13 protein-coding genes are annotated in these 12,073 nt (G+C 71.8%); 4 read left to right on the forward strand and 9 right to left on the reverse strand.

The window, feature by feature from the left end; genetic code table 11:
* Nucleotides 1–79: 79 nt before the first annotated feature.
* The 4 genes from ACTWJ9_RS29235 to ACTWJ9_RS29250 all read right to left on the reverse strand — a co-directional run bounded on the left by ACTWJ9_RS29235 (nucleotide 80) and on the right by ACTWJ9_RS29250 (nucleotide 4,456).
* Entirely contained in the window at nucleotides 80–1,030 is a 951-nt protein-coding gene (locus ACTWJ9_RS29235) for a cytochrome c oxidase assembly protein (RefSeq protein ID WP_279337262.1), read from the reverse strand.
* A gap of 155 nt (nucleotides 1,031–1,185) precedes the next feature.
* Nucleotides 1,186–2,211 carry a 6-phosphofructokinase gene (locus ACTWJ9_RS29240; RefSeq protein WP_279337263.1) on the reverse strand — a complete coding sequence of 342 codons (1,026 nt, stop codon included), beginning with the start codon at nucleotides 2,209–2,211 and terminating at the stop codon, nucleotides 1,186–1,188.
* Nucleotides 2,212–2,445: 234 nt separating this feature from the next.
* A complete protein-coding gene (locus ACTWJ9_RS29245; protein WP_279337264.1) occupies nucleotides 2,446–3,174 on the reverse strand; it encodes a type 1 glutamine amidotransferase in 729 nt (242 codons plus the stop codon).
* A gap of 43 nt (nucleotides 3,175–3,217) precedes the next feature.
* Complete coding sequence (locus tag ACTWJ9_RS29250; RefSeq protein WP_384208110.1) at nucleotides 3,218–4,456, reverse strand: Mur ligase family protein; 1,239 nt, start codon at nucleotides 4,454–4,456, stop codon at nucleotides 3,218–3,220.
* A 148-nt stretch (nucleotides 4,457–4,604) separates the two neighbouring features.
* Here ACTWJ9_RS29250 and def point away from each other — a divergent pair, with 148 nt between their 5' ends.
* Nucleotides 4,605–5,150, forward strand: a complete 546-nt coding sequence (gene def, locus ACTWJ9_RS29255; RefSeq protein WP_279337266.1) for a peptide deformylase — start codon at nucleotides 4,605–4,607, stop codon at nucleotides 5,148–5,150.
* 3 nt (nucleotides 5,151–5,153) lie between these two features.
* On the opposite strand, the gene ACTWJ9_RS29260 is transcribed toward def, so the two are convergent.
* Nucleotides 5,154–5,795 (reverse strand): TetR family transcriptional regulator, encoded by a 642-nt coding sequence (locus ACTWJ9_RS29260; protein WP_279337267.1) that lies wholly within the window; start codon nucleotides 5,793–5,795, stop codon nucleotides 5,154–5,156.
* Nucleotides 5,796–5,966: 171 nt separating this feature from the next.
* Here ACTWJ9_RS29260 and ACTWJ9_RS29265 point away from each other — a divergent pair, with 171 nt between their 5' ends.
* Nucleotides 5,967–7,196 (forward strand): acyl-CoA dehydrogenase family protein, encoded by a 1,230-nt coding sequence (locus ACTWJ9_RS29265; RefSeq protein WP_279337268.1) that lies wholly within the window; start codon nucleotides 5,967–5,969, stop codon nucleotides 7,194–7,196.
* A gap of 191 nt (nucleotides 7,197–7,387) precedes the next feature.
* Nucleotides 7,388–8,050, forward strand: a complete 663-nt coding sequence (locus ACTWJ9_RS29270; protein ID WP_279337269.1) for a transcriptional regulator — start codon at nucleotides 7,388–7,390, stop codon at nucleotides 8,048–8,050.
* Between the two features lie 32 nt (nucleotides 8,051–8,082).
* Here the strand turns inward: ACTWJ9_RS29270 and ACTWJ9_RS29275 are convergent, their stop codons facing one another.
* From ACTWJ9_RS29275 to ACTWJ9_RS29290, 4 genes are all read right to left on the reverse strand, one after another.
* Nucleotides 8,083–8,319, reverse strand: coding sequence for a DUF6213 family protein (locus ACTWJ9_RS29275; RefSeq protein ID WP_279337270.1), 237 nt, complete (start codon nucleotides 8,317–8,319; stop codon nucleotides 8,083–8,085).
* 25 nt (nucleotides 8,320–8,344) lie between these two features.
* Entirely contained in the window at nucleotides 8,345–9,730 is a 1,386-nt protein-coding gene (locus ACTWJ9_RS29280) for an NADP-dependent succinic semialdehyde dehydrogenase (protein WP_443294940.1), read from the reverse strand.
* A 77-nt stretch (nucleotides 9,731–9,807) separates the two neighbouring features.
* Entirely contained in the window at nucleotides 9,808–10,272 is a 465-nt protein-coding gene (locus tag ACTWJ9_RS29285) for an NUDIX domain-containing protein (RefSeq protein WP_387035428.1), read from the reverse strand.
* A 122-nt stretch (nucleotides 10,273–10,394) separates the two neighbouring features.
* The gene (locus ACTWJ9_RS29290) at nucleotides 10,395–11,387 is read right to left on the reverse strand and encodes an NAD(P)/FAD-dependent oxidoreductase (RefSeq protein WP_388706067.1); all 993 of its coding nucleotides are present in this window, start codon (nucleotides 11,385–11,387) and stop codon (nucleotides 10,395–10,397) included.
* Between the two features lie 76 nt (nucleotides 11,388–11,463).
* Here ACTWJ9_RS29290 and ACTWJ9_RS29295 point away from each other — a divergent pair, with 76 nt between their 5' ends.
* On the forward strand, nucleotides 11,464–12,036 hold the full coding sequence (locus ACTWJ9_RS29295) for a helix-turn-helix domain-containing protein (protein ID WP_279337274.1): 573 nt from the start codon (nucleotides 11,464–11,466) through the stop codon (nucleotides 12,034–12,036).
* Nucleotides 12,037–12,073: the final 37 nt, after the last annotated feature.

Consider the following 12,073-nt stretch of genomic DNA (forward strand, 5'->3'; position numbering starts at 1 on the left):
ACGTCTGGACATGTGCCGGCCGTGGGCGTTCCCGCACGATCCGGTGGTGGGGAGCGAGGAAGGGGGGAGCGGGGAGGGCTCAGCTCCCGCGTGTGTGCAGGGAGGCCAGATAGGCGTTGTACGCCTGGAGCTCCTTGTCGCCGTCCCGGTCCGCGGCGCGGTCGGTGCGCTTGGCGTGCCGCTTCTCCGAGGCGTACCACTGGAAGAGCAGCGCGATCAGCACCAGCACGGACGGGACCTCGCTGAACGCCCAGGCGATACCGCCGGCCGCGTTCTGGTCGGAGAGCGCGTCGATGCCGAGCGAGGCCGGCGGGTTCTCGAACGTGCTGACCATCGGCGTGGACGCCATCATCACCGCGATGCCGAAGAACGCGTGGAACGGCATGCCCGCGAACAGCTCCAGCATCCGCATCAGGTAGCCCGGCCGGTGCGGACCCGGGTCCACGCCCATGATCGGCCAGAAGAAGACCAGGCCGACGGCGAGGAAGTGCACCATCATCGCGATGTGTCCCACCTGGGAGCCCATCAGGAAGTCGAACAGCGGGGTGAAGTACAGCCCGTACAGGCTCGCGATGAACATCGGGATGGTGAACACCGGGTGGGTGACGACCTGGATGTAGCGGCTGTGCAGCAGCATCAGCAGCAGCTCGCGCGGCCCCTTGCGCCCGCGTCCCGCCGGTGGCAGCGCGCGCAGCGCGAGCGTGATCGGGGCGCCGAGCAGGATCAGGATGGGCGACACCATGCTGATCATCATGTGCTGCACCATGTGCACGCTGAAGATGACCATGCCGTACTCGTTCAGCTTGGTGCACATCATGAGCATGATGCTCAGCACGCCGAGGACGAACGAGACGGTCCGCCCCACCGGCCACTTGTCGCCGCGCCGCGTCAGGCGCACCACCGCCCAGCCGTACAGCGCCAGCCCCAACAGGCAGGAGACGAGGAAGAACGGCTCGGTCGACCATGCGAGCCCTCGCCCCAGCGTGAACGGCGGCAGATCCATGGTCATGCCGTGCCCGCTGTGATCCATCCGCCGGCTCCTGATTCGTGGGGGTTGTGCGCTGTCTGTCCGCACCAGGGTAGAACCGCCCCCCGCCGCGCCTGCGACCGGGGGCGGTCCTGTCCACGGGTGTCGCGGGAGTCACGGGCCCGGGACGGCACGGACACCGCGGGACGCGACGGGTGCTACAGGACGAACTCCGCCTCCGCGTAGCGGTCCTCGGGGACCGTCTTCAGCGTCTCGACGGCCTCCGCCAGCGACACCGTCACGATGTCCGTTCCGCGCAGCGCCGTCATCATCCCGAACTCCCCGCGGTGCACGGCCTCCACGGCGTGCCAGCCGAAGCGGGTGGCCAGCACCCTGTCGTACGCCGTCGGCGTCCCGCCGCGCTGGGTGTGCCCGAGGATCACCGGACGCGCCTCCTTGCCGAGCCGCGACTCCAGTTCCACGGAGAGCTGCCGCGCGATCCCGGCGAACCGCTCATGGCCGTAGACGTCCCTGCCGCCCTCGTCGAAGTCCATGGTCCCGGCCTTCGGCTTGGCGCCCTCCGCGGCGACCACGATGGCGAACCGCTTGCCCGCCGAGAACCGCGCGCCGACCGTCGCGGTCAGCTCCTCGATGTCGAAGGGCCGCTCGGGCACCACGATCGCGTGGGCGCCGGCCGCCATGCCGCAGTGCAGGGCGATCCAGCCGGTGTGCCGGCCCATGACCTCCACGATGAGCACCCGCTGGTGGGACTCGGCGGTCGTCTTCAGCCGGTCCAGCGCCTCGGTCGCCACCCCGACGGCCGTGTCGAAGCCGAAGGTGACGTCCGTGACCGCGATGTCGTTGTCGATGGTCTTCGGGACGCCCACTATCGGCAGGCCGTGGTCCGACAGCAGCCGGGCCGCCTTCAGCGTGCCCTCACCGCCGATCGGGATGATCGCGTCGAGGCCGAGTTCCTGGACGTGGCCCCTGGCCCGCTCCACACCGTCCCGCAGATGCTCGGGACGCACCCGGGAGGAGCCGAGGACGGTGCCGCCGCGGGCGAGGATGCCGCCCACCGCGTCGAGGTCGAGCTTGAGGTAGTCGCACTCCAGGAGGCCCTTCCAGCCGTCCCGGAAGCCGATGACCTCGTCGCCGTGGTCGACGACCGCGCGGTGCACTACGGAGCGGATGACGGCGTTCAGACCGGGGCAGTCTCCGCCGGACGTGAGGACACCAATACGCATAGCCCGAAACAACCTTCTCGCCGTGGGCCGGGACCGGACCGCGTCGTCCGGCTCGATCCCCGCCACCCTAGCGGCATCCGGGGGTGGGTCCGCAGCGCGCGTCCGCCTACTGGACGAGCCCGCTCACCTGGGCGGACCAGCCGTCAGACGGGCCGGTGACGCCCCTTCGGGCACCCGGTCCGCGCCCGGTGTCCACGGGCTCGCGGACACCGGGCGGACGTCGTGGCGCGGGCCCTATCCGGGCTGCTGCGAGGCCGTGATGCGCTCGTCCCGCAGTGCCTCGTACCAGCGGTCGTCGGTCGGCGGCAGCGCGTTGACGTCGAGCGCCAGCTTCAGCAGCAGGTCCGCGATCTGCGGGTTGCGGGCCAGCACCGGACCGTGCATGTACGTGCCGAACACGGTGTCGTTGTAGGCGCCCTCGGTGCCGTCCCCCGTGCCGTTGCCGTTGCCGAAGCGCACCCGGGCGAGCGGGCGGGCCGTCGGGCCGAGGTGGGTGACGCCCTGGTGGTTCTCGAAGCCGGTCAGCGGCGGCAGGCCGAGCGGCGCGTCGATGTCCCCCAGCACGTCGCCGACGCACCGGGCGCCCTCGCCGCGCACCGAGACGACGTCGAGCAGGCCGAGACCGGGCTCCCGCTGGCCGAGGTCGTTGATGAACTCGTGGCCGAGGATCTGGTAGCCGGCGCACACCGAGAACACGATCGCGCCGTTCTCCACCGCCCGGTGCAGTCCGCCGTCCCGGCGCAGCCGCTCGGCCGCGAGCCGCTGCGGACGGTCCTCACCGCCGCCGATCAGGTAGATGTCGCCGGAGGTCGGGATCGGCTGGTCGCTGCGCACGTCGAGCCGGGCCACGTCGAGGCCGCGCTGCCGGGCACGGCGCTCCACGACGAGCACGTTGCCCTGGTCGCCGTAGGTGCTGAGCAGGTCGGGGTAGATCCACACGATCCGCAGACCGTTGTCGCTCATGAAGTCACTGTCCTTGTGAGTACGTCGCGATACGTCGCCCGCGTCAGTTGCCGACGCGGCGGCGCAGGTCCTGGAACGCGGTGTAGTTGGCGATGACCTCGATCCGGCCCGGCGGGCACTGCTGCAGTGCCTGGTCGAGGTCATCGCAGACCTGGAACTGCTGGTCCGCGACCTCGAGCCGCACCGCGAGGTCCAGCTTCCGGTCGCCGAGGACGATGATCGGGTGGCCGGCCAGCTGGGTGTAGTCGACGTCCCACAGCCAGGAGGTGTCGGTGCCGTCGGCGGAGCGGGCGTTCACCGAGAGGATCACCGGGGTGGGCGGCGGGTCGATGAGGGAGAACGTCTCCAGCCAGCCCGCGGGGTTCTTGGCGAGCAGCAGCCGCAGGTCACGGCCCTGGTACTGGACGACGTCGTAGCGGCCGGCAACGGCCTGCACCTGGTACATGCGCTCCAGGGCGACCTGCGGCGGCACCCCGAACACCGCGGCGACGGCCGCGGAACTCGCGGCGTTGGCCTTGTTGGCGCGGCCCGGCAGCTGGAGGTGGATCGGCCAGGCGGAGCCGTGCGGGTCGAGGACGTGGTCGTCGGAGAGTGCCCAGGTCGGGGTGGGCCGGCGGAAGCCGCACTCGCCGCAGAACCAGTCGTCGCCGGGGCGCTGCATCACACCGCCGCAGGACGGGCACGACCAGGCGTCGTCCTTCCACATCTGGCCCGCGGCGACCCAGATCACATTGGGGGAGGAGGAGGCGGCCCACACCACCAGCGGGTCGTCGCAGTTGGCGACGAGGACGGCCTTGGAACCGGCCAGGCCCTCGCGCCAGTTCTCCGCGAGCATGCGGGTCTCGCCGGCCCGGTCGAGCTGGTCGCGGGAGAGGTTGAGCAGGGCGATGCACTTGGGGTCGGTGTCCCGGGCGACGCCGGCGAGGTACTTCTCGTCGACCTCGATGACGCCGAACTTCGCCTCCGAGCCGCCCGCGAGTGCCGAGGTGATGCCGGCGGGCATGTTGGCGCCGAGGGCGTTGGACACGACCGGTCCCGCGGCGCGCAGGGCCTCCGCGATGAGCCGGGTGGTGGTGGTCTTGCCGTTGGTCGCCGACACCAGGATGCAGTCCAGGTTCTGGGCGAGCCGGGCGAGGAGGTCGGGGTCGAGTTTGAGCGCCACCCGGCCGCCGATCACCGAACCGCTGCCGCGTCCCGCGGCGCGTGACGCCGCTGCGACCGCCTTGCCCGCGGTCACGGCCAGCTTGGCCCGCGGCGAGAGCGGGTCCGAGTTGCCTGCCATCAAGTCTCGATCCTCCTTGCGTACGCGCCGCGCCTGTGGCTGGCGGCCACGTGGTGTGGGCCTCAGCCTATCGAGGTCCATTCGCACTCCAGAACCATGGCACCACCGATGAGACGGACGTTGTTGAGAGGACCGTACTCTGAGGGCCATGCGACACGGTTCCATCCCGGGCGTCCACGGACGCGTCCGGCCTCTCACCCTGCTCGGCGACCCGGTGCTGCACGCACCCTGCGCGGAGGTCACCGACTTCGGTCCGGAACTGGCCCGCCTCGTGGAGGACTTGTTCGCGACGATGTACGCCGCGCAGGGGGTGGGCCTGGCCGCCAACCAGATCGGTGTGCCGCTGCGGGTGTTCGTGTACGACTGCCCGGACGACGAGGACGTCCGTCACCTGGGCCATGTGGTCAACCCGCGGCTGGTGGAGACGGACGGTGTGGTGGTGCGCGGTCCGGAGGGCTGTCTGTCCCTGCCGGGTCTGGAGGCGGGGACGGAACGTCACGACCACGCGGTCGTCGAGGGCCGCACGGCGACCGGGGAACCGGTCACCGTGCACGGCACCGGGTTCTTCGCCCGGTGCCTGCAGCACGAGTGCGACCACCTGGAGGGCCGCGTCTACGCCGACCGGCTGTCGGGCCTGCGCCGGCGCAGGCTCGCCCGCCAGGTGCGGCGGGCCTCCTGGAGCGGGCGCGGCTGAGCTTCAGAAGCCGGGCCCGCCGGCCCGGTCGTCGGCCGCTGCCAGCCGGCCCCAGAGCAGATCGGCCAGGCTGCGCACCAATTCCGTCCGGGAGCAGGGGCGTTCGCCGAGCCACCAGTCGCCGGCCGCGTGCATCATGCCGACGATCCCGTGCCCCCAGACGCGGGCCAGCTGCTGGCTGCCCGGTCCGAGGTCCAGCCGCTCCTCGATGACCTGGGCCAGCTCCTCGCCCATGCGCCGCAGCAGCGGCGCCGAGTGCTTGCCGACGTCGAAGCCCTGGTCGCCCGGCGAGCCCTCGGCCGGGTGCATCAGGAACCGGTACACCTGGGGGCGCAGCTCGATGGCGGAGAGGTAGGTGTCGAGGGTGTTCTCGACCCGTTCGCGCCGGTCCGCCGGGGCGTCCAGTGCCTCCCGCAGCGAGGCCAGGAGGGCGTCGGTGTGCCGCTGGGCCAGGGCGGCGTACAGTCCTCCCTTGTCACCGAAGTGCCGGTAGAGGATCGGCTTGGTGATGCCGGCCTCGGCCGCGATCGCGTTCATGGAGGCATGGGGGCCCTCGCGGAGCACCACCCGGTCGGCGGCCTCCAGCAGCTCGCGCCGACGGCGGTCGGCGGACCGTTGCTGGTCGGTCCGCTGTGTGGTGTCCATGGTCTCTCCCCACCCGTGCTGATTCGGTGACGCCTGCGCAAACTAACACTGACGGCGTGCCGGGCACCGGACGGGATCAGGGGGGTCCGGGGGAGTTGACTTTCCCTACCGGCCGGTAACAGACTGGGAGTTACCGTAAGTAACATGCACGTGCGCGCCGCTGGAGGGGACATGGCCGAGTTCATCATGGAACTCAACGAGGAACAGAAGGAAGTCCGTGACTGGCTCCACGGCTTCGCAGCCGATGTGATCCGCCCCGCGGCCGCCGAGTGGGACGAGCGCGAGGAGACCCCCTGGCCGGTGCTCCAGGAAGCCGCCAAGGTCGGCATCTACTCCCTCGACTTCTACGCCCAGCAGTACTTCGACCCCACCGGCCTCGGCGTCCCCACCGCCCTGGAGGAACTGTTCTGGGGCGACGCCGGCATCGCCCTGTCGATCGTCGGCACCGGTCTCGCCGCGGTCGGCGTCCTCGCCAACGGCACCGAGGAGCAGATCGGCACCTGGATCCCGCAGATGTACGGCGACGCCGACGACGTCAAGCTCGCCGCCTTCTGCTCCTCCGAGCCCGACGCCGGCTCCGACGTGGCCTCCATGCGCACCCGCGCGGTGTACGACGAGGCCAAGGACGAGTGGGTGATCAACGGCACCAAGACCTGGGTGACCAACGGCGGCATCGCCAACGTGCACGTCGTCGTCGCGGTCGTCGACCCGGAACTCGGCTCCAAGGGACACGCCTCGTTCATCGTCCCGCCGGACACCCCCGGCTGCTCCCAGGGACAGAAGTTCCAGAAGCACGGCATCCGCGCCTCGCACACCGCCGAGGTGGTCCTGGACGACGTGCGCGTCCCCGGCTCCTGCCTGCTCGGCGGCAAGGAGAAGCTGGACGAGCGCCTCGCCCGTGCCCGGGAGCGTGCCGGGCACGGGGGGACGGAAAGGGTGAAGAACGCCGCGATGGCCACCTTCGAGGCGTCCCGCCCGGCGGTCGGCGCCATGGCGGTGGGCACCGCCCGCGCCGCCTACGAGGTCGCCCTGGAGTACGCGCAGACCCGCGAGCAGTTCGGCCGTCCGATCATCGACAACCAGGGCGTCGCCTTCCAGTTGGCCGACATGCGCACCCGGATCGACGCCGCCCGCCTCCTGGTGTGGCGCGCCTCCTGGATGGCGGTCAACGGCAAGCCGTTCACGGCGGCCGAGGGCTCGATGTCGAAGCTGTACGCCAGTGAGACGGCCAAGAAGGTCACGGCCCAGGCGATACAGATCCTCGGCGGCAACGGCTACACGCGCGAGTACCCGGTGGAGCGGATGCACCGGGACGCCGCGATCTACACCATCTTCGAGGGCACGAGCGAGATCCAGCGCCTGGTCATCGCCCGCACCCTGTCGGGCGTGCCCATCCGCTGAGTCCCGGAGCCGAGGCCCGGCCGAGAGGAAGAACGGCGACGGTCCGGCGGTGCGACCCCCACCGCCCGGCCTCCGTACGGCGAGGACCGTCACCCCGCCGGGGCGCGCCGGGTTCCGCGGCCCCGGCTCCTGGGGGACGATCGTGGAGGAGCCGGCCGCACGACCGGCCGACCGACGCGACGGAGGCCGCGATGACGCGCACGGCCGGGGAACTGCTGGAGACGATCACGCGGGAACTGGCCCCGGACCCGCGGTCCAACCCTCTCGTGCCGCTGATCGCCCGTGGTGAGGCCGACCGGGACACCCTGGCCGCACTCGCCCTCGAGCAGCACCGGGTGATTCCCGCGGACCGCCGGGCGTTCCGGCATCTGGCGGACAGGTCCGCGGACCAGCCGCGGGCCGCCGCGTACTTCACCGCCCTCGCCGAGGGCGAGGAACGGGCGGCACCGCGGCTGGAGGCCTTCGCCGCGGCGTGCGGCGTGGACCGTGACCGGGCAGGCACGTACGACCCCCTGCCGGGCTGCCAGGCGTATCCCGCCTACATCGCCTGGCTGGCCCTCAACGCCGCGCCCGCCGACGCCGTACTCGCGGTGGCCGCCAACTTCTCGGCGTGGGGCGGCTACTGCGCCACCATCGCCGGGGCGCTGCGCACCCACTACGGCTTCACCGACGAGGCCTGCGCGTTCTTCGACCTCTTCGCCGAACCGGCCCCGGACCTGGACCGGACGGCCACGGAGGCGGTCCAGGCCGCCCTGGACGCGGGCCGCCTCGACGAGAACCGTGCCCGGGGGTACGGCCATCTGCTGCAGAGCTACGAGGCGTTGTTCTGGAGGACACTGCTGCGGCCCGTCTGACGGGGGCCGACGGCCTCACCCCGCCGTACCGGTCAGGGCGCGCTTCCACTGCTGTGGGCGATGCAGGCCACGTCGATCCGGTCGGCCAGCTTCGCCAGTTCGATCGTGAGCGCGGCCACCGTGTCCTCGTCGAGCCGGTCCTCCCCGGCCTCCACGAGCCGCAGCCACCGACCGCCCACCGTGCGCAGCAATTTGCTCACGTCCGCCGCGGAGACCTGCAGAACACCGCGGTCGTCGACGATCAGAGGCAGAGTCACTTCGCGGTTCACAGTCGGGATCGTAGTCGTGGGAACGTCACGCACCGTGCCAAACCGTGGTGATGTTGCAGAACTCGCGGATTCCGTGCCCGGACAGCTCACGCCCGTACCCGGACCGCTTGACCCCGCCGAACGGGAACGCCGGATGGGACGCCGTCATCCCGTTCACGAAGACGCTGCCCGCCTCCAGATCCCGGACGAACCGGTCGACCTCGGCCTCGTCACGCGTCCAGACGTTCGAACTCAGACCGAACAGCGAGTCATTGGCGATCAGTACCGCCTCGTCCAGGTCCGCCGCCCGGTACAGCGTGGCGACCGGGCCGAAGGCCTCCTCGCGGTGGACGCGCATCTCCCGGGTGATCCCGGTCAGCACGGTCGGCGGGTAGTACCAGCCGGGCCCGTCGGGCCGCTCACCGCCGCACAGCACGCCGGCCCCGGCGCGTACGGCGTCGTCGACCAGTTCCTCCAGGTCGGCGCGGCCCTGTTCGCTGGAGAGGGGGCCGACATCCGTCTCCTCGTCCATCGGGTCGCCGGTCCGCAGGGCCCGCATGCCCGCGGTGAAGCGTTCGGCGAAGGCGTCGTGGACGTCCGCGTGCACGATGAAGCGTTTGGCGGCGATGCAGGACTGCCCGGTGTTCTGCACCCGCGCGGTGACCGCGACCTCGGCGGCCCGGTCCAGGTCCGCGGAGGGCATGACGACGAACGGGTCGCTGCCGCCCAGTTCCAGCACCGTCTTCTTGATCATCTCCCCGGCGGTGGAGGCGACCGCCCGCCCCGCGGGTTCGCTGCCCGTGAGGGTGGTCGCCTTGACCCGCTCGTCCCGCAGGATCTCGTCGACCGCGGCGGAACCGACGAGCAGCGTCTGGAAGCAGCCCTCGGTGAAGCCCGCCCGGTGGAACAGGTCCTCCAGGTACAGAGCCGTCTGCGGCACGTTCGAGGCGTGCTTGAGCAGGCCCACGTTGCCGGCCATCAGCGTGGGCGCCGCGAACCGTACGACCTGCCACAGCGGGAAGTTCCACGGCATCACGGCGAGCACCGGGCCGAGCGGCCGGTAGCGCACCAGGACCCGGGAGGCGCCGGAGTCCTTCACGTCGGAGGCGTCGGGCTCCTCGTCGGCGAGGAGTTCCGCCGCGTGGTCGGCGTACCAGCGCATCGCCTTGGCGCACTTGGCGGCCTCGGCCCGGGCCTGCTTGACCGGCTTGCCCATCTCGGTGGTCATCACCCGGGCGATGCTCTGCCGGTCCTCGTCGAGGAGGGCGGCGGCCCGGTGCACCAGGCGGGCACGCTCCTCGAAGGACGTCGTCCGGTACGTGCGGAACGTGGCCTCCGCGAGCTGGAGCCGGCGCTCGATCTCCTCCTCACCCATGGCCTGGTACGTCTTGAGCGTCTCGCCGTTCGCCGGATTCACCGTTGCGATGGGCATGGCTGGCCTCCCTCGGGACGGGCTGTGCTTCTCGACCTTCCCGCGCGGCGGTGGGCGTCGCAACGCGGAAGGGCTCCTCAGAGCGAGTGCTCCGCCAGGCGGTCGAGAAACGCCGCCTGCGCCGTGACGACCAACTCCCGGGCCCGGTCCAGGGCGAACCACTCCACCCGGTCCAGCTCGGGGAACTCCCGGATCCGGCCCGACCTCGGCGGCCACTCCCGCTCGAACGTGCCGGGCACGACCGTCGCCGGGTCGAGATCGCCCTCGACCGCCCAGACCGTGACGGTCTTGCCGCCGGACTGCCGGACCTCACCGAGCGGTACGGCCTCCCCGTCCGGGGGCGGCAGCCCCAGCTCCTCCCGGAACTCGCGGCGGGCCGCGTCCCAGGCCGGCTCGCCGGGGTCGTACTCGCCCTTCGGCACGGTCCAGGCGCCGGCCTCCCGGCGGGCGAAGAACGGGCCGCCCATATGCCCGAGCAACACCTCGAGCCCGTGACCGGTGTGCCGGAACACCAGCAGACCGGCGCTCCGGGCGCCCTTCACGGCCGTACCCCGGGGCGTGCGGCGAGCAGCGCCTGAACCGTGTCCGCCTCCCGAGGGCGCTCGTCCTCGCGGCAGCGGACCACGCGGGCGAAGCGGAGGGTGGTGCCCATACAGCCATGGTGCTACGGGGCCGGCTGCCCCACACCCCGGCCGCCCGGCGCCTGTCCGGTCACCGCGGCGTCCAGATCGGTCATCAGCAGGTCTCCGACGATCGCGGCCGCCGCCCGGTAGCCGCCGCTCGCCGCGTGCACCACCTGCTCGGAGAAGCCGATCGCGTTGCCCGCCGCCCAGATTCCGGGCACCGAGGTCAGGCCGGTCGGGTCGACGACCGGGTAGGCGCCGAACGGGGTCTCGTCCAGCTCGGCCCCCAGCCGCTCCAGCAGGCTCGTCCGCGGCACCGGGCGCGGCCCGACGAAGAGCACGGAGCGGGCGTGGACGGAGCCGTCGGCCAGTCGTACCCCGGTGAGCCGGTCGTTCTCGGCCACCAGTTCCGCGACCTCGCCGGGCACCACGCCGACCCCGGCGGCGGCCAGCCGGCGCAGGTCCTGGTCGGACAGCTCCGCCTCGGCGACCCGGTGCAGGAAGAGGGTGACGTCCTTCGACCACCGGGACACCATCAGCGCCTGGTGCACGCTCATCGCGCTCGACGCGAGCACGCCGAACGGCTCGTCGCGCACCTCCCAGCCGTGGCAGAACGGGCAGTGCAGCACGTCCCGCCCGAACCGCTCGGCGACCCCGGGGACCACGGGCAGCTCGTCCTTCAGCCCGGTCGCGACGACCAGCCGCCGGGCGCGCACGGCGCGTCCCGCCTCCCGTACGACGGTGAAGTGCTCCTCCTCCCGGGTGATGTCCGTGACCCGGTCCCGGTGGAGTTCCACGCCGTAGCGGGCGATCTCCTCCCGGCCGAGCGCCAGGAAATCGGCCGGCGGGATCCCGTCCCGGGACAGGTAGCCCTGCAGGTGGGGTGAGGGCGCGTTGCGCGGCTCACCCGCGTCGACGACCAGCGTCCGCAGGCGCGCCCGGCCCAGTACCAGCGCGGCGGACAGTCCCGCCGCGCCACCGCCCACGACGACCACGTCGTATTTTTCGCTGTGCTCGCTGTGCTCGTTGTTCATGCGACCACCTCCACGACGACGGTCGCCCAGTGGCTGCGGGATTGACAAATGTCTTTGCCGATCCTGCAATGCCGGTATGACCACGGATGACGTTCTCGCGGATGTGGGCCCCCGGCTGCGGCGGATCAGGAAGGAACGGGAGGTGACGCTCGCCGCGCTGTCCGAGGCGACCGGCATCTCCGTGAGCACTCTCTCCCGGCTGGAGTCCGGGCTGCGCAAACCCAGCCTGGAACTGCTGCTGCCGATCGCCCAGGCCCACCAGGTGCCGCTGGACGAACTGGTCGGCGCGCCGCCGGTCGGTGATCCGCGCGTCCGCTCCAAGCCGATCCAGCGCCACGGCCGCACCCACTGGCCGCTCACCCGCCAGCCCGGCGGGCTCCAGGCGTACAAGGTGCTCGAACCGCAGCGCAGGCTCGAGCCGGAACCCCGCACCCATGAGGGCTACGAGTGGCTGTACGTGCTCTCCGGCAGGCTGCGGATGGTGCTCGGCGAGCACGACGTGGTGCTGACGGAGGGGGAGGCGGCGGAGTTCGACACGCGCGTGCCGCACTGGTTCGGGTCGACGGGGGAGGGGCCGGTGGAGTTCCTCAGCCTGTTCGGCCCGCAGGGGGAGCGGATGCACGTACGGGCACGCCCCAGGCGGCCGTGACGCACGCGACGGTTCCCTGTCGGCAAGCGACCGCTTA

It is taken from the genome of Streptomyces sp. GDS52 (genome assembly GCF_052246875.1).
In the GTDB taxonomy this organism is placed as follows: domain Bacteria; phylum Actinomycetota; class Actinomycetes; order Streptomycetales; family Streptomycetaceae; genus Streptomyces; species Streptomyces cathayae.